Origin of the sequence: Dietzia timorensis, assembly GCF_020742175.1 — a bacterium.
Taxonomy (GTDB): Bacteria; Actinomycetota; Actinomycetes; order Mycobacteriales; family Mycobacteriaceae; genus Dietzia; species Dietzia timorensis_A.
This window is the reverse complement of record NZ_DYXM01000116.1, coordinates 1-21,287: the sequence shown is the minus strand read 5'-3', so window position 1 is coordinate 21,287 and position 21,287 is coordinate 1. Positions and strand designations below refer to the sequence as shown.

Here is a 21,287-nt window from a genome sequence, read left to right as displayed (position 1 = left end):
CTTACAACAATTCGTCGAGTTCACGCACGACGACGGTGGCCCCCGCTTCGCTCAGCGCGCCGGCGCCGGCGCCGCGGTCGACGCCGACGACGCCCGCGAAGTCCCCGGCCGCGCCCGCCTGAACTCCGGAGATCGCGTCCTCGATCACCAGCGCGGTGGACGAGGGGACGCCGAGGAGCTCGGCGCCATAGAGATACGTATCGGGGGCCGGTTTGCCAGGCAGCCCCTGGGCTGCGGAGACTGCGCCGTCAACCACAACGGTGAAGCGGTCGCGGAGCCCTGCGGAGGTGAGCACCTGGGACGCGTTCTTCGAGCTCGACACGACCGCCTTGGCGATGCCTGCCTCGTCGAGCGCATCGATGAACCGCACGGAACCCGGGTACGGCTCGATGCCGGCGGCGAGGAGCTCGAGGAACAGCGCGTTCTTGCGTTCGCCGAGTTCGTCGACGTAGGCGTCGTCGTGATCCAACCCGCGATCGTCGAGCAGGGAGCCGATGCCGGCGGTACGCGGCTTGCCGTCGAGGAAGGTGAAGTAGTCACTGTCGCCGTAGTCGGCGACGCCCGCGGAGGCGAAGAGCGGCTGGAATAGTCCGGCCCATGCCTGCATGTGGAGGTCCGCGGTGGGGGTGATGACCCCGTCGAGATCGAACAACACCGCGCCGGCGCCGAAGAGCTTATCGCCCGTCAGTCCCATTTCCGCCCCCATTTACGTCGAATCGATAGTTAGGTGACACAGTAGTTGTATCGGTAGAACACCGCGCCGATGCGCAGCAGCTTTGGCAGAATAGTTTCTTGATATTTGCTTGCACGTTAAGGGGACGTACTTTGAGAGCTCGAAAACTGTTCGCCGCGCTTGCCGCATCGGCGACGGCCACGGCACTTCTGGCCGGCTGCTCCGGCGGCGGCGAGGAGGAAAGCGTCTCCACCGCCGAGGAGGTCGTCGACGGCGCCCACCCCGCCGACGGCGAGGCCGCCGACCCGGAACGCGATCCGCGTATCGGCACCAACACCGCGCTCGCCGAGAAGCTCATCACGGCCGAGGACCTGCAGGATTTCGACCCCAACGCGAAGGTCTCGGAGCTCGATTCCGAGACGATCGTCAAGTACGTAGAGGGACGCGAGGCGATCAAGGACGCCTCCGAGATCTTCGGCGGCACGTGCGACAGCGCCCTCGAGACCGATGTCGTCGTCGACAGCCTCCTCGACGACGCCGTCATCAATCGCGTGTCCTTCCCCGAGGGAGAGGGCGAGGCGCCGAAGGACTCCGCCGGCGCCACCACGGTCGCGCTCAAGCCGGGCAAGCTCGACGGCTTCCTCGACCGCTCGAACTACACCGGCTGCCAGGGCGCGCAGGCGCCGTCGACCGAGGTTCCCGGCGTCGAGGCAGGCAACGAGCCGTTCACCGTCACGCTCGGAATCGCCGTCGAGGGCCTCACCGGCATCGACGGGGTCGAGGGCTTCCGCGAAGTGCGCGACATCGTCAAGAGCAACGACGCCGGCGAGACAGCGCTCAGCCGCAACGTCATCATCCACGCTTACGCCGGGGATACCACGATCGAGATCTCCTACAGCGCGAACAGCGACGGTCCGGACACGAACCCGATCACGGCGGTCGACAACGAGCGTCTCAACGAGATCCTTTCCGCACAGGCGAAAAAGCTCCAGGACGCCTAGTCGGAAACCTCCCGTCTATGACGGCGAAGGCGGGTATCTTCCCTGGTGGAGGAGATACCCGCCTTCTTTGTACGTGTGTCCGCGCTAGAGGTTGATCATGTGGCCTTCGATGCCCTCGGCGGTTTCCTTGATCGCCTCGGACAGCGTCGGGTGCGTGTGCACGTTGCGCGCGATCTCGGCGGCGGTGAGGTCCCACATCTGCGCGAGCGTCAGCTCCGGGAGGAGCTCGGAGACGTTGGCGCCGACGAGGTGCGCGCCGAGGAGCTCGCCGTGCGTGCCGTCGGCGACGAGCTTGACGAAGCCGGTGGGGTCACCCTGGCCGAGCGCCTTGCCGTTCGCGGAGTACGGGAACTTCGACACCTTGACGTCGAAGCCCTCGTCCTTGGCCTGTGCCTCGGTGAGCCCGAAGGACGCGACCTGCGGCTCGGAGAAGGTTGCGCGCGGCATCATCCGGTAGTCGCCGAGCGTCTGGGTCTCGGCACCGGCCATGGTCTCGGCGGCGACGACGCCCTGCGCCTCGGCGACGTGGGCGAGCTGGAGCTTGGCGGTGACGTCGCCGATGGCGTAGATGCCGTCGACGTTGGTGCGCATCTGCTCGTCGATCGCGATGGCGCCGCGATCGGTGAGTTCGACGCCGGCGGCCTCGAGGCCGATGCCCTCGACACGCGGGGCGAAGCCGACGGCGACGAGGACCTTGTCGACGACGAGGGTGTCGTTCTTCTTGCCGTCGGCGGATTCGATGTCGACCTCGACCGAGTCGCCCTTATCGCGGACCTCGGTGGTCTTGTGCGCGGTCTTGAAGGTGATCCCGAGTTTCTTGTACGCCTTGGTGATCTCCTTGGAAACGTCCGCGTCCTCGTTCGGCAGGACGCGGTCGAGGAACTCGACGACCGTGACCTCGACACCGTAGTTGGCGAGCACGTAGGCGAACTCCATGCCGATGGCGCCAGCGCCGATAACCACCATGGAATCGGGCAGGTCGCGGTCGACGATGAGCTCTTCGTAGGACACGACATTTTCGGAAAGCTCGACGCCCGGGAGGGTCTTGACAACCGAGCCGGTGGCGATGATCGCGTTGTCGAAGGTGTACTTCTCACCGTCGACCTCGATCGTGTGCGCGTCGACAAAGGTGCCGCGCCCGTCGAGCTCGGTGATCTTGTTCTTCTTCATGAGGAAGTGGACGCCCTTGACGATGCCGGCGGACACCTTGCGGCTCCGGTCGACGGCCTTTCCGTAGTCGAAGGTGACGTCGCCGGAGATGCCGAATTCCTCGGCCTGGTGCTTAAAGGTGTGGGCGACCTCAGCGTTCTTGATCAGGGATTTCGCGGGGATGCAGCCCACGTTGAGGCACACGCCGCCCCAGTACTTCTGCTCCACAACAGCCACTTTGAGGCCGAGTTGTGCCGCGCGAATCGCGGATACGTAGCCGCCGGGTCCGGCGCCGAGGACGATGAGATCGAATTTGTTGTCAGCCATATTTCCCACAATATGCGACTTCGCCTGATAGCGCCGAGCCGAAATAGACAAACCGCCCCACCGAGCGGTGGGGCGGTCTGAGCCGAGACGCGTATTAGCTGCCGAGGAAGCTCTTGAACGCGGTCTTGACGAGCGAAGCGACCGCGTCGCCGATGGAGTCGGCGATGTCGTCGGTCAGGTTGTCGGAGCCGGAGGTGAGGCTGCCGGTGAGGTCGAGGCTCATGTATGAAGATCCTTCCAAAGGTGCCTGCACGAAGGTGCAGGCACATAACAAAACGTACTCGCCCAGGTTATAAATAATTCTTGCTTAGCTCAAGAGCTGTGCCAGCATATTTCTCCGATATTCAGGTAAATGTCACCGGCTCACCCCCGCCGCGGGACAGGCACTATGGACATATGACCGACAACGCGAACCCCAACGACACCTCCGACCCGCACCTCTGGCTCGAAGAGGTGGAAGGCGCCGACGCGCTCGACTTCGCGCGGACCCGCTCGGACGCCACCCTCGCCACAGCGGAGGCCGACCCGGAGTACCTCGCCCTCGAGCGCGACGCCCGCTCGATCCTCGATGCCTCGGACCGCATCCCGTGGTCGCAGATTCGCGGCGACTGGGCGTACAACTTCTGGCGCGACGCCTCCCACCCCCGCGGCATCTGGCGGCGCATGCCTCTTTCGCAATTTATGACGTCGGGCGGCCCGGATCCCGCCTCGTCGCACTGGGAGCTCCTGCTTGATGTCGACGCGCTCGCGGCGGCAGAGGGCGTCAACTGGGTCTACGCGGGCACCGTGGTGCGCAGGCCCGCGGACGACCGGGCGCTCTGTTTGCTCTCGAAGGGCGGGGCGGACGCCGTCGTCGTGCGTGAGTTCGACCTGGCGACGGCCGACTTCGTCCCCGACGGCCTCTGGCTGGACGAGGCCAAGCAGGACGTGTCCTGGGTCGACGAGGACACGGTCGCAGTGGTCTCTGCGGCCGAGGCTGCGACGTCGTCCGGATACGGTCGGCGCGTGCAGCTGTGGCGCCGCGGCGAGGGCCTGTCGGCCGAGGCGATCTGGGAGGGAGAGGTCGACGACGTCGCCGTGGGCTTTTCCAAGGATCCGGAGACCGGGCGCGAGGTGGCCACGCGCGCGCTCGACTTCCACAACGCCGCATACGCCGTGCGTTCGGGCCCGGAGGAGGACTGGAGCCCGCTCGACATCCCGACCGACTGCCGCCTCGTGCAGACGGCCGACCATCTCATTCTGCTGCCGCGCGAGGCCGCGGAGATCGCAGGCACTCGGATTCCCGCGGGCGGCATCGGAGCGCTTCGTTGGTCCGACGTCATCGACGGGTCGCCGCGCGCGGAGGTGCTGTGGGAGCCTTCCGCGAGCCAGGCGCTCGAGGACATCTCGGTCACGCGCGGCGGGCTGCTGTGTACGGTGCTCGACGACGTCCAGTCGAGCTTGTTCTGGCTGCGGCCGGGCGCGAACGGCTGGACCCATACGCCTGTAGAGGGGCTTGCCGAGAACGCGGAGGTCACGGTCACCGCGACCGATCGTTTCACTTCCGACGTGGCGGTGCTGGCCCTGAGTAACCCGGTCACCCCGCCGTCATTGGTGACGATCGACGGGGACGTGCTGGCGCAGACGCCGGCGCGCTTTGACGCGAAGAACGTGGTGGTCGAGCAGCATTTCGCGGAATCGGACGACGGTACGCGTGTGCCGTATTTCGTGATGCGGCGCAGCGACGTGGACGGCCCCGCACCGACGGTCCTCTACGGCTATGGGGGATTCGAGATCGCGATGACGCCGTCGTACGCGGCGCTCCGGGGAAAGCTGTGGGTCGAGCGCGGCGGGCATTATGTCGTCGCGGGGATCCGGGGCGGCGGCGAGTACGGCCCGGGCTGGCACGCGGCGGCGTTGCGCGAGAAGAGGCCGCGCGCGTACGAGGACTTCGCGGCCGTCGCGCGTGACGTCGTGCGGCGCGGTCTCTCTACGCCCGAGCAGCTCGGCGCTTACGGCGGGTCGAACGGTGGGCTGCTGATGGGCGTGATGCTCACGCGATACCCTGAGCTGTTCGGGGCGATCGGGTGCGCGGTGCCGCTGCTCGATATGCGCCGGTACAACAGGCTCCTCGCGGGGGCGTCGTGGATGGCTGAGTACGGCGATCCGGATGTGCCCGGTGATTGGGAGTTCATCTCGCGGTATTCGCCGTATCAGCAGGTCGCGAAGGAGCCGACCTATCCCCCGGTGTTCCTCACGACGTCGACTCGCGACGACCGCGTGCACCCGGGGCACGCGCGGAAGATGGTCGCCGCGCTCGAGGCAGCCGGGCAGGACGTGACGTACTTCGAGAACACCGAGGGCGGGCACGCGGGTGCGGCCGATAATTCGCAGGAGGCGCGCAAGAACGCGCTGCTGTACTGGTTCCTCGCTAAGCGGCTGGGACTTTACTGATCCAGTCGAGCACGGCGCCGAGGATCGGCTCCGGGGTGCGCGCCCACCTGTTATGGCCGAGGTCGGCATCGATGTGCCGCATCGTGCGCGGGGCGTTCGGGAAGAAATCGAGCCAGTAGCGCGCGGCGGACTGCGGTGCGAGCTCGTCGCCCGGGAGCGTGATCGCGAGCGCCGGCGTGCGCACCTTCTTCATCCCCTCGAGGTAGTCGACATCTGCGCCGAGCGGGTTCATCCGGCCGGTGCGTGCGAGCTGCGACCAGTCGAGCATCCGCCGGCCGGGCTGCAGACCCTCGCCACCGAAGAACGACGCGGGCACGGCGCCGAACAGTCCCGCGCCGATAGGCAGGACCACCGATCCGGCCCGCAATCGGCGGCCGACGTGCGGGGCGTATCCGCGATGGAATGGGGACTGGGTCGCCACGCCTATGACGCCGGACAGTCCCCTCCCCGGGGTCTGCACGATCGCCTCGCGCGCGGCGTAATACGCGGCGAGCTGGCCGCCTTGGGAGTGTCCGAGCATGTACAGCGGGAGTTCCGGGCCCGCCGTGTGCGCGCGGAGGGTGTCCACGGCGAGCGGGAAGTCCTTCGCTGCGGCGTCGTGATAGCCGGTGGGTATTGCCTTGCGGCCTACGCCGATGGTGCTGGTTCCTTGCCCGGGGAGTTCGGTGCTCGCGGCGGTGTACCCGGCGGCGGCGAAGGCTTCGGCGATGGGGTCGTAGTACCGGGCGCCGACGGCGATCCCGGGGAGGATGAGGAAGAGTCCCTTCGGGGAGGCCGTGGCGGCGTCGAAGATACGGAGCTCGCTCGTGTGCCCGTCGGCATGTTGGAGCGTCGTGATCGTGTCAGGCGTGCGTGCCACGTGCGTTCTATCCCCTCTTGGTGCGGAAATGACGAAGGGCCCTCGTCCGGCGAAATATTACCGCCGGGCGAGGGCCCCGCTTTACGCGGGCGTTTTATCAGACGCCGAGTGCGTGGGCGATCTTGGGCCAGGAGTCGTGCAGGTCGTCCTGCCAGTAGCCCCAGGAGTGCGTGCCGTTCGGCTTGAAGTTGAACGTCGCGGGGATGCCCAGCTCGTTGTAGCGGCGAGCGAGGTTGCCGGTGCAGTAGTTGGTGGCCGCTTCGATGACGCCGCCGACGATGGTCTGGTTCGCCAGTGCCGGGACGTTGTTGCGGATACGCCAGTTCTCGAGGTTCTCGTGCGGCCCGGGCAGGCCGTTACCGGTGGTCACGTAGATCTCCGGGAGCTCGCCGCTATCGCGCTGCTTGACGAGCTCGGGCGCCATGGCGACCGGGTCGTTGTACGCCCAGCGGTCACCCGGGAACGGTCCCCACATGTTGTCGAGGTTCGGTCCGCCGGTGTACTTCGTGACGATGTCGATGGCGGCGTGGCCGATCGGCGTCGCGGTCTCGGCGCAACCGGAGTACGAGCCGACGAACTGGAAGCGGCCCGGCGAGTGGTTCGCGAAGTTGAGGACCGAGGTGCCGGTCATCGAGATGGCGGCGATGCCGCGCTTGCGGTTGCCGTCGACGGCGCCGCCGTAATGGTTTTCGAACTGGAACGGGAGCTCCCAGGTGAGGAAGCGCTCGAGCTGGATCGGCTCCTGCGTCTCCCTGGAGATGCGGGTGCCGGCGTTCGGATCGTGGCGCAGCCAGTCGGTGTAGTAGGTGCCGCGGCCGCCGATGGGGGTCACGGTCCACACGTTCTTGTCGCCCATGAGGTTCTTCACGTCGGTCTGGGCCTGCCAGGTCGCGGAGTCCTCGCCGCCGCCGGCGCCGTTGATGAGGTAGAGGACCGGGGCATTCGCATTGCCGTTGCGCGGAGGCTGAACGATGTTCGGGATCTCGAGCTTCATCGCGTCAGACCACACGGACACGATCTTGCGGCCGTCCGGGAGGTTCGTCTCCACTACCTTCTCACGCTCGGTGGCCTTCGTGTATTGGATCGACGAGTCCTGGGCGTTGGCCGTGCCGACTACGCCGGCAACGGGCGCGAAGCCGAGCGCCAGCACGGCCGCCATGAGCTTCTTACCGAGATGGCGGTTCTTCTTAGCGCGCATGCTCCGGTCCTTCTTTCTTTTTGCTGTTATTCGGATAATTCACACAGTCCGGGGACCCGACCAGGTCGATGACGCCTGGTGAGGCCCCCGGGCTACGGAAGCTGTTGTTAGGCTTCGACCGCTTCGGCGAGCATCGGCCAGGAGTCGTGCAGGTCGTCCTGCCAGTAGCCCCACGAGTGGGTTCCGGCGGGCTTGAAGTTGAACTTCGCCGGGATCTCCAGCTCGTTGAAACGGCGACCGAGGTTCGCGGTGCAGTAGTTGGTCGCAGCCTCGATGACACCGCCGACGATCGCCTGGTTGGCGAGCGCGGGGATGTTGTTGCGGATGCGCCAGTTGTCGAGGGACTCGTGCGGTCCGGGCAGGCCGTTGCCGGTGCTCACGTAGATCGCAGGAAGCGTTCCGTCCTTCTTCTGCTGTACGAACTTCGGCGCCTGGGCGACCGGGTCGTTGTTGACCCAACCCTCTCCCGGGTAGGGGCCCCACATGTTGTCGAGGTTGGCGCCCCCGCGCATTCCGGTGACGATCTCGATGAACGCGTGGCCCGCCGGCGTGGAGGTTTCGGCACAGCCGGAGTACGAGCCGACGAACTGGAATCGGCCCGGATGGTTCTCCGCGATGGTGAGAACCGAGGTGGCGGTCATGGAGATCGCGGAGAGTGCGCGCCTGCCGTTCGTGTTGTACTGCTTTTCGAACGCGTCGGGCAGCTCCTTGGCAAGGTACGTCTCGAATGCCATCGGCTTATCTGTTTCCGTGGCGAACCGCGTCTGAACGTTGGGGTCGTGCTTCCGCCAGTCGGTGTAGTAGGAGAACGCGCCGCCGATGGGAGTAACGGTCCATGCTTGCTTATCGGACATGAACTCCTTGACGTCGGACTGCGCCTGCCAGGTCGCCGAGTCCTCGCCGCCGCCGGCACCGTTAATGAGGTATGAGACGGGTGCAGCGGCGTTGGGATCCGCGGGCTTCTGAACGATGTTCGGAACCTCGATCTCCATCGAATCCGACCACACCGAGACGATGAGGCGGCCGTCTTCCAGTGGCGTTTCGACTACCGGGTTCTCTTCGGTGGCCTTCGTGTACGGAACGTTTTTATCTTGTGCGTTTGCGGTGCCGGCCATGCCGATCACCGGAACCACGCCAACCGCCATGGCTGCCGCCACGACTTTCTTGACGAGATGGCGGTTCTTCGCTGCGCGCATACTCCCAGGCCTGACTTTCTCTTAGATCGTTCTTCGTTGCGACTGGGACCCACAAAGAATAGGCCACCTACGTGAAGAAGCATTCCTTAAAAATGCTTACACCGCAACACTTTCTCATAAGTCACATACGCAACTTAAGTCAAACTATGTAGCTCGTGGACAAACCCCCGCTGGGCGGGGCTTTTCCGTCGCCGTTCAACGTCGGCTGTCCGACGTCAATACTCTTGTATCGTCCATCGTTGCCGAACCGTTACCACTTTAGCCGGGGACTTTTCTTAGGTCACCATCCATGTACGTCAGCGCCCATAAAACACCCCCGACAGCGCCGTTACCAGAGGAAATGAAAGATGCGCCCTCCCTGAATCAGGAAGGGCGCATCTCCAAAACAACTTCGGCCGCGTGGCCGAGGTAAGTGTTACTTCATGAAGCCCTTGGCGAGAGCCTCCTGGAAGTCCTCACCGGTGAAGTAGTCGACAACACCGAAGAGGGTGGAGAAGTTGCTGAAGAAGCCGCTGATGACCTCGCCTGCATCGCCGATGACGCCGAGCTCGGCCGAATCACTGAGGGAACCGAATTCCATGATTACTCCTTGAGAGGTGGTGGCCGGCTTTCCCGACCTCGAGTTTTTGTGACCACTCACCCTGAGTCCCGGGCGAGCGAACGAGCCCGCAGGCTCGGGGCGTATTACTCCGTGCCGCCGATGGCGTCCTCAACCGAGCCGGCGAAGTCGCCGTCACCGAAAGGAGCCTGGAGCGAACCGGCGAATTCGCCGATGAAGCCGAAGGCGTCGCCGACGTTGCCGAGCAGATCAGAGATGGCACCGAAGTCAGGCATATTTCTCTCCCAGATTGATGTTGTTGTTCCTCGTCGCCGAGGACATGAGCGTAGGGGCCGTATTCAACCCCCGGGTTTCGAACTGTGACGGCGCACGGCCGCGATAGCCGCAACTTCCCCCTCACTGTCGACCTGAATTCTGCCACAACAAAACGTTAGGTCAACAGCAAAAACGGCGTAGCGCATGTCACGTACCGCGCACTCGCACGCCTCGGAAATTCCAGTTGTAACGTCAACAATCCACCCTAAGAAGCTGTTTAACTCGGATTATGAATTCGTTCTTTATTTTTCTCAGAACAACGTGGACCATTAATTAACTTAGGGTTCACTTGCTCATCATGTTGCCGACGTCAGCGTCGTGAGCAGGTTCACAACGTTTAGGGGTGTAATTGGGCACGAAAAACGCCCCGCGGGAATGCTTTTCGCATCCCTGCGGGGCGTTTCGGGGCGGACGGGCCGCTTAGAAGCCCATGTCTCCCATGCCGCCGTCGGCGCCCGGCATTGCCGCACCGGCGGGCTCCGGCTTATCGGCGACAACGGCCTCCGTCGTCAGGAACAGAGCCGCAATGGACGCCGCATTCTGCAGCGCCGAGCGGGTGACCTTGACCGGGTCGTTGATGCCCGCGGCGACGAGATCCTCGTACTCGCCGGTGGCGGCGTTGAGACCGTTGCCCACCTCGAGGCCGCGGACCTTCTCCGCCACGACGCCCGGCTCGAGGCCGGCGTTGAAGGCGATCTGCTTGAGCGGAGCGGACAGCGCGGACTTGACGATGTTCGCGCCGGTGAGCTCCTCGTCGGTGAGGCCGAGGGCGTCGATGACCTTCTCGGACTGCACGAGAGCCACGCCGCCGCCTGCGACGATGCCCTCTTCGACGGCTGCCTTGGCGTTGCGCACGGCATCCTCGATGCGGTGCTTGCGCTCCTTGAGCTCGACCTCGGTGGCCGCACCGGCACGGATGACGGCGACGCCGCCGGCCAGCTTGGCGAGGCGCTCCTGCAGCTTCTCGCGGTCGTAATCGGAATCGGAGTTCTCGATCTCGGCGCGGATCTGGTTGACGCGGCCCTCGATCTGGGACTCGTCTCCGGCGCCCTCGACGATCGTGGTCTCGTCCTTGGTGACGACGACCTTGCGTGCCTTACCGAGGAGCGAGAGCTCGGCGGTGTCGAGCGAGAGGCCGACCTCTTCGGAGATGACCTGGCCACCGGTGAGGATGGCGATGTCGGCGAGCATGGCCTTGCGGCGGTCGCCGAAGCCCGGAGCCTTGACGGCGACGGACTTGAAGGTGCCCTTGAGCTTGTTCACCACGAGCGTGGACAGAGCCTCGCCCTCGACGTCCTCGGCGATGATGAGGAGCGACTTGCCCTCGCCGATGACCTTCTCGAGGAGTGGGAGGAGGTCCTTGACCGTGGAGATCTTGCCCGAGACGAGCAGGAGGTACGGATCCTCGAGCACGGCCTCCTGGCGCTCCGGGTCGGTCATGAAGTACTGGGAGATGTATCCCTTGTCGAAGCGCATGCCCTCGGTGAGCTCGAGGTCCAGGCCGAAGGTGTTGGACTCCTCGACCGTGATGACGCCTTCCTTGCCGACCTTGTCCATGGCCTCGGCGATGAGCTCGCCGATGGTCGGGTCCGCAGCGGAGATACCGGCGGTGGCAGCGATCTGCTCCTTGGTCTCGATCTCCACGGCGGTGGAGATGAGGTTCTCTGCAACAGCGGCGGTGGCCTTCTCGATGCCACGCTTGAGGCCCATCGGGCTCGAGCCGGCCGCGACGTTGCGGAGGCCCTCGCGCACGAGTGCCTGGGCGAGCACGGTCGCCGTGGTGGTGCCGTCGCCTGCGACGTCATCGGTCTTCTTGGCGACCTCCTTGACGAGCTCCGCACCGATCTTCTCGTAGGAGTCCTCGAGCTCGATCTCCTTGGCGATCGACACGCCGTCGTTGGTAATGGTCGGGGCGCCCCACTTCTTCTCGAGCACCACGTTGCGGCCCTTGGGGCCGAGGGTGACCTTCACGGCATCGGCGAGCTGGTTGAGACCGCTCTCCAGTCCGCGACGTGCCTCTTCGTCGAAAGCAATAGTCTTTGCCATCTTGGTACGTCTTCCTTCGTGTTTGTGACACGCGATGGTCGAGCGCGACGCCCGCGACGGACGAACGGCGTGTCTGGACCGATCTCGCCGCCCCGACCAGAGTTCAGTTTGTTTAGCACTCTGATTAGTAGAGTGCCAAGCCCTTTTCTAGCACTCTCCGTGGGCGAGTGCAAGGTTGTGAACGCCGTTGTAAGCGCTGGCCAGCGCTTACTTCGCCCCGGCACGCCGGCGGCCGACTAGCATTGCGGGCATGACGACGCGCACCGAACGCCAACTTCTCCACGAGGTCGACATAAACGCGCCGGTCGAGCGCGTCTGGGAGCTCATTTCCGACGTGCGCAACGCGCCGCAATGGAGCAGCCAGGCACGCAAGGTGTTCGCTTTCGGCGGAACGACGAAGCTGGGCACCTTTTCGGTCAATCTCAACCACCGCGGCGTCATCGCGTGGTCGACCTGGGCCAAGGTGACCGACTTCCAGCCCGGCAAGCGCTTCGCGAACGAGGTCGGTATGGCCGGCGCGACATGGGTGTTCGAGCTGGAGCCGGGGCCGAAGGACGGGACCACGCGCCTGCGCCAGTTCCGGGAGACCTACTACCCGCGCGGGTTTATCGCGGGACGGATCGTCACGCCCGCAATGGGTGGCGAGCAGCCGTACAACGAATTCATGGGCGCCCGCGTCGGCGAATCGCTGGAGAAGATCAAGAACATCGTCGAGACCGGGTAGGTTCGCGGCGGCCGTTCCGTACTATCGACACCATGGCTAACAAGAAGGTCCGCAGCTTCGAGTCCGAGATCGAGATCAACGCGCCCGTCTCCACCGTGTGGGAGATCGTGGGCGAAGTGGAGAACGCCCCGAAGTGGGCGCCGACCACGAAGAAGGTCCGCGCGCTCGGCGGTCGCACGAAGAACGGGACGTGGTCGCTCAACCTCAACAAGCAGGGCCCCGTCTTCTGGCCGACCACCTCGAAGGTCGTCGACTACGTGCCGGGTCGGCGCATCTCGAATATGGCGACAAACGGCTCGGAGTGGGTTTTCGAACTGTCCGAGGGCGCTGGAGGCGCGGGCACGACGACCCTCAAGCAGTACCGCGACGCCCCTGCCCCGGTGGTCTCCCTTTTCGAGAACGTGATTTCCAAGGCCACCGGCGGTGAGGACAAGTTCTCCGAGGGCCTCGGCAAGGGCGTCAACTCCTCGCTCAAGCGCATCAAGGCGCTCGCCGAGCAGCGGTCCGTCTAGCTCCTCGCCGGTGTCCACCGCACGTCTTCCTACCGCACGTCGTAGGTTTCGCGCCGGCCTCGCAGCACTTGCCTGCACTGCGCTGTGTGGTTGCGCGCTGCTCCCCGAGTCCGCGCCCGAGCGGCCCGTGCAGGAGCAGGCGGGGCCGCCCCTCGGCGCGCAGGTCCCCTCGGACTGGCAGGACCTTCGGCACCGCTCCGGCCTGGTCTACTCGGTGCCGCCGGAGTGGGCCGTGGTCGCCGAGGACGCTCCCGAGGCGGCCGACGATTCGCTCGACTGGGGCTTCGGGGTTCTGACGTCGGCCAACGCAGAAGCCCAGCGCGGCTACTGCTCGCTGCCCGGGACCTCATCGTTCCGGGTGCGCGTGGGGCTCACGGAACCGGCGCAGGGGGACGCGGAGTCGATCACGGCGTCGATGTCGCGGTCGATGGGCGACGCGATGGACACGATGTTCTCCGAGCACGGCTCGGAGGTCGACCTCGGCAGCGCGGACAAGATCGGTGTCTCCGGCACTTTGGCTTACCACCAGACCATTCGGGGCACCCCGAACGAACCCCGCTCGATCTGTACTCCCCCGACCATCCGCGCCGACGTCATCGGAGTGAGTATCGGTAGCCCCGAGTCCCCCGAGACCGTGGCGCTCCTGCTCATGACAGACGAGGACGAGCCGGGCGTCGAGCCGGAGGCCGTGATCGATCAGGTTCTCGGCTCGCTGCGCTTCGACAACATGGTTTAGCGCCAGCTTTGCGAGTAGCCCCATTTGCCGACGCTCGGGTGCACCATTCGACTTCGCCTGCCCGGGCCCGAACAATTGACTATAAATAGGTATGCGTATGCGCGTCGGATGAATGGAGCTTGATCGTGAGCAACGAAGCACGCGGCGAGGGCGATTCCCACGACTCTGGGTATCTTCACGGTCCGCGCACGAAAAGGATGACCGTGTCCCCGAGCGCGGCGACGGAGCCCTCCGGGGGCAAGCGCGTCGCGACGCTCGCGCCCGAGACGCTAGGGCTGCTGTCGACGATGCCGCGCCAGGGCGGATTCGGTCCTCCGACGTCAGACGGTTTCTCGCAGAAGGACTACACGCATCCGGCCGCCGGCTATGGCGCCGCAATGTCGGTGGCAGGCGTCATGCTGCGTGAACGCCTGCCGCTCCAGGTCGCACATTCGGTGGTCCGAATGAACCACGACCGGGTCTCCTACGACTGCCCGGGCTGCGCATGGCCGGACGATCAGAAGATCACGATGGATGTGTGCGAAAACGGGATCAAACACGCCGCGTGGGAGATGACCCGCGAGCGCGCCAGGGGCGGGTTCTTCGCCGAGCACACGGTGAGTGAGCTCGCGACATGGAGCGATTACGCGCTCGAGGAGCAAGGCCGGCTGACCGAACCGATGGTGTACGACGCCGAGTCCGACCACTATGTCCCGATCTCGTGGGACGATGCGTTCGCCCTGTACGGCGAGGAAATGCGCAAGCTCGATTCTGCCAATGAGGCTTCGTTCTACACCTCTGGTCGGCTGAGCAACGAGGCATCGTTCCTGTACGGAGTGATGTGTCGCGCCCTCGGCACGAACAACATGCCCGACTGCTCGAATATGTGCCACGAGGCGTCGGGCCGGGCGCTCACGGCTTCGATCGGTACCGGTAAGGGCACCTGCGACTTCGAGGATTGGAACGAGACGGACGCGCTGTTCATTCTCGGCTCCAACTCGGCCTCCAACGCCCCGCGAGCGCTCACCACTTTCGCCGAGGCGGTCCGCCGCGGCGCCGACGTCGTGCACGTCAACCCGTTGTTCGAGGCCGGCGCGACGAGGACCATCGTCCCGCACGAAATCTCCCGAATGGCAACCTTCCAGGCCACGGACACCGCGACCGCATCGCTGCAGGTGCGGCCAGGCGGCGACATGGCGCTGATTCGCGGGATGTCGAAGGTCGTCTTCGAGGCAGCCGAGCACGATCCGGATGTCCTCGACCACGAGTTCCTTTCCGGGTACACCAACGGCCTCGAGGCCTACCGCGAACTATGCCGAACGACGTCGTGGGACGAGATCACCACGCAATCGGGACTGGACGAGGACTCGATTCGCCGCGCCGCGAAGATCTATCTGCGGGCCGAAAAGGTCGTGATCAGCTGGTGCCTCGGTGTGAGCCAACACGAGCACGGAGTGGATCAGGTGCGTGAGATCGTCAACCTGCTCATGCTGCGCGGCAACATCGGACGGCCCGGCGCCGGCCCGTCCCCGATCCGCGGACACAGCAACGTCCAGGGAAACCGGACGTGCGGCGTCAACCACCACCCCTCCGAGGAACTTCTGACGGCCACGGATGCCGAATTCGGGATCGACAGCCCCCGCGAGGATGGTCTGGGCACCGTCGACACGATCGAGGCGATGCACGACGAGAAGGTCAAGATCTTCGTCGGCATGGGTGGCAACTTCGTGCGCGCCGTGCCCGACCCCGAATACACGGCAGAGGCGTTGCGCAAGTGCGCGCTCACGGTGCAGGTGTCGACGAAGCTCAATCGTTCGCATCTCGTCCACGGCCGCAAGGCGCTCATCCTCCCGTGTCTCGCGCGCACCGAAATCGACGAGCAGGCCTCGGGGCCGCAGGGCGTCACGGTCGAGGACATGATGAGCATGGTTCACATGTCCGTCGGGCATCGCGAGCCCGCGTCAGACAACCTCATGTCGGAGCCGGCAATCCTCACGCGACTGGCACGCGCGGCGATGCCCGAAAGTTCGATCGACTGGGAAGGCTTCGCGGCGAACTACGACACGATCCGCGAGTCGATGGCACGCGTCCTCCCTGGTTTCGAGGGCATGAACGAGCTCATCCGGCAGCCTGGTGGCTTCCGCATCCCGCAGCCGCCGAGGGAGCGACAGTTCACGACGCCGTCGAAGCTCGCGGAGTTCTCGTTGGAGGCGCTGCCCGACGTCATCCCCACCGATCCCGAAACTCTCGTACTCCAGACCATGCGCTCACACGACCAGTGGAACACAACGATCTACTCGAACAATGATCGCTACCGCGGCATCAAGAATGTGCGCGAGATGATCATGCTCAACCCGGAGGACATGCGTGCCCGCGGGATTTCCGAGGGGGATCCCGTGGACATTACGTCGACGAGCCGCGACGGCACGCAGCGCACACTTCGCGGGTATCGCGCCATCGGATACAACACGCCGGTCGGTAGCGCGGCGGGCTACATGCCGGAGATGAATGCGCTGCTGAGCGTCACCGATTTCTCCACGCAATCCGATCAGCCGATCATGAAGAACATTTTCGTCAAGGTCGCGCCGTCGGCGTAGGTGAGAAGGTTCTACTCTGGGTACATGATCTCCCCGAAGGACGACTCCACCACCGATTCGAATTCTGCGTCCGAGTCCGTCGACGCGCTACGCCCACTCGTTGCCGCGCAGATGGAGCAGGCGAAGACCGATCTCTCCGCGCTCGTGGCGCTGCCCAGTGTGCACGGCGCCGAACCGGAAGCGTGCGCCGAGGCCGCCGCGACGGTGGTCGAGCTCCTCGCGGGCCTCGCCATCCCGGGGATCGGCCGCGAGCAGATCCAGCAGATCGAGACCTCGGACGGGTCGACGACCATCGTCGCGCACCGCGACGCCGAGGGTGATAAGCCGACGGTTCTGCTGTACTCGCACTACGACGTGCAGCCGGCCGGGGATCTCCAGGCGTGGACGGCGTCCCCGTGGGAGCTCACCGAGCGCGAGGGCCGCTGGTACGGGCGCGGCGCCGCGGACTGCAAGGGCAACTTCGTGGTGCATCTCGCCTCGCTGCGCGCGCTCGCCGAGCTCGCCGGCGACGGCGCCGATCCGCTCGACGGCCTCGGGCTGACGCTCGTCGTCGAGGGCTCCGAGGAGACCGGCGGCGGAGGGCTCGACGATCTTGTCGCCTCGCGCCCCGAGCTGTTCGCCGCGGACGCGATCTGCATCGTCGACTCGGGCAACGCGGCCGTGGGCGTGCCGACGCTGTCGACATCTCTTCGCGGCACCGCGAACGTGACGGTCACGGTCGACACCATGGCCGCCGGCGTGCACTCGGGCCAGTTCGGTGGGGCGGCGCCCGATGCGCTCGCCGCGCTCATCTCGATGCTGTCCTCACTGCGCGACCCGGCCACCGGCGCGACCACGATCGACGGCGTCGATTTCACAGGCACCTGGTCCGGCATGCCCTACGACGAGAACATCTTCCGCTCGGACGCGGGCATCCTCGACGGCGTCGAGGTCTCCAACGCCGCGCCGGTCGCGGACCTCGTGTGGGCGCGCCCCACCGCGACGGTGCTCGGCATCGACTGCCCGCCTGTCGAGGGCGCCATCGGCGCGGTGCAGCCCACGGCCCGCGCGCTGATCAACCTGCGGATCCCGCCGGGCATGGACCCGTCCGCGGCGCAGGACGCGCTCGTCGCGCATCTGGAGGCCCGCGCCGCCTGGAATGCGCGCGTCACCTGCGATAAGGGTGCGGTCGCACATCCATTTATGACGTCAGACGGCGCGTCCACCGGGTCCGTCGAGGCTCTGCTCGGCGAGGCCCTCGCCTCCGCCTACGGCGCCGGCGAGGTCGCGGAGATCGGCTCCGGCGGGTCGATCCCGCTCACGACCGTCCTGCAGGAGGCCCACCCGGCCGCGCAGATCGCGCTCTACGGCGTGGAGGACCCGGCGGCCGCGATCCACTCCCCGGACGAGTCCGTCGACCCGACCGAGATCGAGCGCATCGCGCTCGCGCAGGCGGCGTTCCTGCGCGCGTTCAGCTCCGTGGGCAGGTAAAGACCGCGACCATCTCGGCCTCGCGGTCGGAGTCGTCCTCTGCGACCGTCGATGTGACGGTATAGGTATCGCCCTCGACTCCGATCTGGGCGGACTGCTTGTGGTGATCCTCGGCCTCCCAGTCCTCGTCGCCCGGCCCGTCGAATTCGAAGTCGTCGAGGCGCGGCGGGTTGTGCATGTCGATCTCGACCTCGAGCAGGCCGTCATCGTCGCGCCCGGCGTCGAACTCGAGCTGTTCCACGCCGTCATCCGAGCCCCATTCGCAGTGCGAGCGGGACAGGTCAGCCTCGACGGGCTGTCCGTCGATGAGGACCCGAACGCCGCCGGTTTCCGAACCGCCGATTTCGGAGTCGCGAGTCTCGCTCGCCGATTCTTGAACCGTCGTCGCAGGCTCGGCTGCGCCCGCCTGAGTGGAAGCCTGCTCGCCGTCATCGGAAGAACATGCGGCGAGCGCGAACGCCACCGCAGGTAGAACGGATAGTGCCAGTGTTGTCCTCGTTGTATGTCGCATAAGCCGGAGATTAACTACCGAACATGAAAGCCACGTGAAGACGCCGGAGGCGACTTCTGTAGCAAGATTGTGGGCATGCACGAGCACTCCCCTCTCCCCCGCGCAGCCCAAGAGCTCATCACCCCGGACGAGTACCTGCGCATTCTCGATACCCAGCTCACCCCGCTTCCCACCGAGCGGCGCCGAGTCGCGCAGTCGCAGGGCTGCGTGCTCGCCGCCGACGTGCACGCGCAGACCCCCACGCCCGCGTTCACGAACTCGGCGATGGACGGGTTCGCGTGCCGCCTGGCCGATATCGAGAAACAGGGCGTGCCAGCGAAGATGCCCGTGTCGGCGGACGTTCCCGCCGGTAACCCGCTCGTCGTCCTCGCGCCGCGCACGGTCGCTCGCATCATGACCGGAGCGCCGGTGCCCGACGGCGCCGACACGATCGTTCCCGTCGAGGACACCGACGTCCCCGCGGGCCCTCACGAGCTGCCCTCCGAGGTACGGATCGAGACGGCGCCAAAGCCTGGGGCGCATATCCGCAAGGCCGGCGAGATCATGGGCGCGGGCGACGTCGTCGCCGAGAAGGGGCAGGTGATCACGCCGTTCTCGATCGGCGGCATCCTGTCCGCCGGAGTAACCGAGGTCGAGGTCGTCCCGCTGCCTCGCGTGCTCGTCATCTCTACGGGCGCAGAGCTGATGTCCGCGTCGGGCGGTTCGGCCTCGCTCGACGACGGCGGCACGTTCATCAACGACTCGAACGGCCCGATGATCGCGGCGCTCCTGCGACAGTGGGGCTGCACGGACGTCCACAACACCTCCGTCAACGACGACCCCGAGGCACTCGCCGAGGTCATCTCCGACCACGCGGGCCTCGTCGACCTCGTCGTCACGACCGGTGGCGTGTCCGCGGGAGCGTACGACCCGCTGAAGATGCTCGCCGACTCCGGCCGCGACGACATCGACCTGCACTTCCTGAAGGTCGCGCAGCAGCCGGGAAAACCGCAGGGCTACGGCACAATCGGCGATGCGCGGATCATGATGCTCCCGGGAAACCCCGTGAGCGCTTTCGTTTCCGCGTGGCTGTACGTGCGTCACGTCGTCGGCCGGATGAGCACCCACCCCACGCGCCTCGCACACGTCACCGGCCGGATGTCGGAGTCGCTCGGCCCGTTCGGCGGCAAGCGGCGTTTCGTGCCTGCCGTGCTCTCGGGCGGCGAGTTCTCGCTGCTCGGCGCCGACCGCGGATTCTCGCACGCCGCATCCACGCTGCACCGCGCGAACGTGCTCCTCATCGTCGAACCTGACACCGCTGCGGCCGCGGGCGACGAAATGCGCGCCATCGCCATCGACCGCTCCGCCGTGTAAGCATGGCTTCCAGGGTCGCGATCATCCTCGCCGCGGGAACCGCACGGCGCATGGGTGGGGTGTCGAAAACCGAGCTGGAGCTGCACGGCCGCTCGCTCGTCGCCCATGTCATCGAAGGTGCACGCGCGGCCGGGTTCGCACCGCTCGTTGTTGCCCCGCCCGGGCTTGAGCTGCCCGACGGCACCGCGCGCTGCCTCGAGGATCCGCCGTTCGGAGGTCCTGCTGCGGGGTTGCTCGCCGGGGTGCACCACTCCCCTGGCGCCGATACCTACGCGCTTCTCGCCGGCGACTCCCCATACGCACCGCGCGCGCTCCCGGCCCTCCTCGCGGCCCTGCGCTCCGGCACCTCTATATCCGTCACGTATGACGTCGCACGTCCCGATCCTCAAGGCGGCAAGGCCTCCTTCCTGCCGTCGGTGGTGCGCGGCGAGTCCCTCCGCGCCCGCGCGGACTCCCTCGCGCCCGGGGGCGCGCACGGTCTCTCGCTACGCGGCCTTCTCGCCGACATGTCCTGCATCGACGTGCCGGTTGCCGACTGGGAAACCGTGACCTCCGACGTCAACACCTGGGAAGATTTACGTGATCTGCGCAGCCGGGACTCGTAGCACCGGAAACTCACAACAGTTGAAGAGGATCTCGAGATGACAGACGTAAAGCTCACTCCCAACCTCTCGCTCTACATGGTCGACGTGTTCGGCGGAAGGGCCATGGACGGGAACCCGGTGGCCGTGGTGACCGGAGGCGAAGGCCTAGGCGACGACGAGATGGCACGGGTCACGCGGTGGTTCGACCTGTCCGAGACCGTCTTCCTGCTTCCCGCAACCACTCCGGACGCGGACTATCAGGCGCGGATATTCACCCCGTCCCGCGAGCTTCCGTTCGCCGGTCACCCGACGCTCGGGGTGTGCCATGTCTTCGCGGAACTTTTCGGGCGTGGCGGGGACGCATTCGTCCAGGAATGCGGGGCGGGCCTGGTGACGATCCGCCGGACGTCGGAAGGCTTGCTGTCGTTCGCGGCGCCGCCTCTGTTCCGCTCGGGACCTGCCAGCGCGGCCGAGCTCGACGAGGTCGTGCGGTTCCTCGGGATCACCACCGACGACGTCATCGACGCCGCGTGGATCGACAACGGACCGGGCTGGCTCGGCGTACGCCTTGCGTCGTCGGCCGAGGTGCTCGAACTCTCGCTGGCCGGGAGCTGGCCGTCGGAGATCAATGTCGGCGTGGTGGGCCCGCATGAGACCGGGGACGCGGAGGTCGATTTCGAGGTCCGGGCCTTCTTCTCGGCGCCCGACGGCTCCATCCGCGAAGATCCAGTGACGGGCAGCCTCGGCGCATCGACCGCGACGTGGCTGCGCGAATCGGGCGTGGTCGACGGCGGTTACGTGGCCGCGCAGGGGACCGCTCTCGGTCGGAATGGGCGCGTGCGGATTTCTTTCGACGCAGAGGGTTGCGCGTGGGTGGCGGGCGAGACGTTCACCCACGTGGCGGGGTCTCTCGACCTCGGCAGGCTAGGTGGTTTTTCGGGCTAGATGCCGCGCCCGGCTGCGGAGGCGAAGCCGAGCCACGTGTGGCGATTCCCCGCCCAGCACCAACCGACCTTCGGCGCGCCCTTGCGCTCGGCGCCGTCTCGGCCGGTGCCGCCGCTGATC

General features: G+C 66.1%; 21 protein-coding genes. 10 read left to right on the top strand and 11 right to left on the bottom strand.

The annotated features are described in order from the left end of the window. Nucleotide 1: 1 nt before the first annotated feature. On the bottom strand, nucleotides 2–694 hold the full coding sequence (locus K8V11_RS06365) for an HAD family phosphatase (RefSeq protein ID WP_303911790.1): 693 nt from the start codon (nucleotides 692–694) through the stop codon (nucleotides 2–4). Between the two features lie 131 nt (nucleotides 695–825). Between K8V11_RS06365 and K8V11_RS06360 the strand changes: the two genes are divergently transcribed. Continuing rightward, on the top strand, nucleotides 826–1,674 hold the full coding sequence (locus K8V11_RS06360; RefSeq protein ID WP_303911788.1) for a hypothetical protein: 849 nt from the start codon (nucleotides 826–828) through the stop codon (nucleotides 1,672–1,674). Nucleotides 1,675–1,758: 84 nt separating this feature from the next. Here the strand turns inward: K8V11_RS06360 and lpdA are convergent, their stop codons facing one another. Together lpdA and K8V11_RS06350 are read right to left on the bottom strand one after the other, a co-directional pair. Further along, nucleotides 1,759–3,150: a dihydrolipoyl dehydrogenase gene (lpdA, locus tag K8V11_RS06355; protein ID WP_303911786.1), complete on the bottom strand. Its 1,392-nt coding sequence runs from the start codon at nucleotides 3,148–3,150 to the stop codon at nucleotides 1,759–1,761. A gap of 94 nt (nucleotides 3,151–3,244) precedes the next feature. Continuing rightward, a complete protein-coding gene (locus K8V11_RS06350; RefSeq protein WP_303911784.1) occupies nucleotides 3,245–3,373 on the bottom strand; it encodes a hypothetical protein in 129 nt (42 codons plus the stop codon). Nucleotides 3,374–3,546: 173 nt separating this feature from the next. On the opposite strand from K8V11_RS06350, the gene K8V11_RS06345 reads away from it, so the two are divergent. Next, a complete protein-coding gene (locus tag K8V11_RS06345; protein WP_303911782.1) occupies nucleotides 3,547–5,583 on the top strand; it encodes a prolyl oligopeptidase family protein in 2,037 nt (678 codons plus the stop codon). On the opposite strand, the gene K8V11_RS06340 is transcribed toward K8V11_RS06345, so the two are convergent. The 6 genes from K8V11_RS06340 to groL all read right to left on the bottom strand — a co-directional run bounded on the left by K8V11_RS06340 (nucleotide 5,561) and on the right by groL (nucleotide 11,756). After that, nucleotides 5,561–6,442, bottom strand: coding sequence for an alpha/beta fold hydrolase (locus K8V11_RS06340; RefSeq protein ID WP_303911780.1), 882 nt, complete (start codon nucleotides 6,440–6,442; stop codon nucleotides 5,561–5,563). The two genes, K8V11_RS06345 and K8V11_RS06340, sit on opposite strands and share 23 nt — an antisense overlap. Nucleotides 6,443–6,539: 97 nt before the next feature. Next, the gene (locus K8V11_RS06335; RefSeq protein ID WP_303911778.1) at nucleotides 6,540–7,640 is read right to left on the bottom strand and encodes an alpha/beta hydrolase family protein; all 1,101 of its coding nucleotides are present in this window, start codon (nucleotides 7,638–7,640) and stop codon (nucleotides 6,540–6,542) included. A 107-nt stretch (nucleotides 7,641–7,747) separates the two neighbouring features. Continuing rightward, the gene (locus K8V11_RS06330; protein WP_303911776.1) at nucleotides 7,748–8,836 is read right to left on the bottom strand and encodes an alpha/beta hydrolase family protein; all 1,089 of its coding nucleotides are present in this window, start codon (nucleotides 8,834–8,836) and stop codon (nucleotides 7,748–7,750) included. 415 nt (nucleotides 8,837–9,251) lie between these two features. Beyond that, a complete protein-coding gene (locus tag K8V11_RS06325) occupies nucleotides 9,252–9,416 on the bottom strand; it encodes a hypothetical protein (RefSeq protein WP_303911775.1) in 165 nt (54 codons plus the stop codon). Nucleotides 9,417–9,520: 104 nt separating this feature from the next. Continuing rightward, the gene (locus K8V11_RS06320) at nucleotides 9,521–9,670 is read right to left on the bottom strand and encodes a hypothetical protein (RefSeq protein ID WP_303911774.1); all 150 of its coding nucleotides are present in this window, start codon (nucleotides 9,668–9,670) and stop codon (nucleotides 9,521–9,523) included. A gap of 460 nt (nucleotides 9,671–10,130) precedes the next feature. Further along, nucleotides 10,131–11,756: a chaperonin GroEL gene (groL, locus tag K8V11_RS06315; RefSeq protein ID WP_303911773.1), complete on the bottom strand. Its 1,626-nt coding sequence runs from the start codon at nucleotides 11,754–11,756 to the stop codon at nucleotides 10,131–10,133. A gap of 250 nt (nucleotides 11,757–12,006) precedes the next feature. On the opposite strand from groL, the gene K8V11_RS06310 reads away from it, so the two are divergent. The 5 genes from K8V11_RS06310 (at nucleotide 12,007) to K8V11_RS06290 (ending at nucleotide 17,774) form a co-directional block, all read left to right on the top strand. Then, complete coding sequence (locus tag K8V11_RS06310) at nucleotides 12,007–12,480, top strand: SRPBCC family protein (RefSeq protein ID WP_303911772.1); 474 nt, start codon at nucleotides 12,007–12,009, stop codon at nucleotides 12,478–12,480. Nucleotides 12,481–12,512: 32 nt separating this feature from the next. Next, complete coding sequence (locus tag K8V11_RS06305) at nucleotides 12,513–12,992, top strand: SRPBCC family protein (protein ID WP_303911770.1); 480 nt, start codon at nucleotides 12,513–12,515, stop codon at nucleotides 12,990–12,992. Nucleotides 12,993–13,002: 10 nt separating this feature from the next. Continuing rightward, entirely contained in the window at nucleotides 13,003–13,728 is a 726-nt protein-coding gene (locus K8V11_RS06300; protein WP_303911768.1) for a hypothetical protein, read from the top strand. Between the two features lie 287 nt (nucleotides 13,729–14,015). Next, nucleotides 14,016–16,304, top strand: coding sequence for an FdhF/YdeP family oxidoreductase (locus tag K8V11_RS06295; protein ID WP_303911846.1), 2,289 nt, complete (start codon nucleotides 14,016–14,018; stop codon nucleotides 16,302–16,304). 111 nt (nucleotides 16,305–16,415) lie between these two features. Continuing rightward, on the top strand, nucleotides 16,416–17,774 hold the full coding sequence (locus tag K8V11_RS06290; RefSeq protein ID WP_303911844.1) for a M20/M25/M40 family metallo-hydrolase: 1,359 nt from the start codon (nucleotides 16,416–16,418) through the stop codon (nucleotides 17,772–17,774). Here the strand turns inward: K8V11_RS06290 and K8V11_RS06285 are convergent. Then, nucleotides 17,755–18,285, bottom strand: a complete 531-nt coding sequence (locus K8V11_RS06285; protein WP_303911766.1) for a lipoprotein LpqH — start codon at nucleotides 18,283–18,285, stop codon at nucleotides 17,755–17,757. The genes K8V11_RS06290 and K8V11_RS06285 overlap by 20 nt on opposite strands. A 75-nt stretch (nucleotides 18,286–18,360) precedes the next feature. Between K8V11_RS06285 and glp the strand changes: the two genes are divergently transcribed. The 3 genes from glp to K8V11_RS06270 are packed head-to-tail and all read left to right on the top strand — an operon-like array spanning nucleotide 18,361 to nucleotide 21,167. Next, complete coding sequence (glp, locus tag K8V11_RS06280; RefSeq protein WP_303911764.1) at nucleotides 18,361–19,638, top strand: gephyrin-like molybdotransferase Glp; 1,278 nt, start codon at nucleotides 18,361–18,363, stop codon at nucleotides 19,636–19,638. Nucleotides 19,639–19,640: 2 nt separating this feature from the next. Beyond that, entirely contained in the window at nucleotides 19,641–20,243 is a 603-nt protein-coding gene (locus tag K8V11_RS06275; RefSeq protein WP_303911763.1) for a molybdenum cofactor guanylyltransferase, read from the top strand. A gap of 36 nt (nucleotides 20,244–20,279) precedes the next feature. After that, nucleotides 20,280–21,167 carry a PhzF family phenazine biosynthesis protein gene (locus K8V11_RS06270; RefSeq protein ID WP_303911761.1) on the top strand — a complete coding sequence of 296 codons (888 nt, stop codon included), beginning with the start codon at nucleotides 20,280–20,282 and terminating at the stop codon, nucleotides 21,165–21,167. Here the strand turns inward: K8V11_RS06270 and K8V11_RS06265 are convergent. Next, nucleotides 21,164–21,287 (bottom strand): DUF5701 family protein (locus K8V11_RS06265; RefSeq protein WP_369693045.1); only part of this gene is annotated, 124 nt, incomplete at its 5' end. The two genes, K8V11_RS06270 and K8V11_RS06265, sit on opposite strands and share 4 nt — an antisense overlap.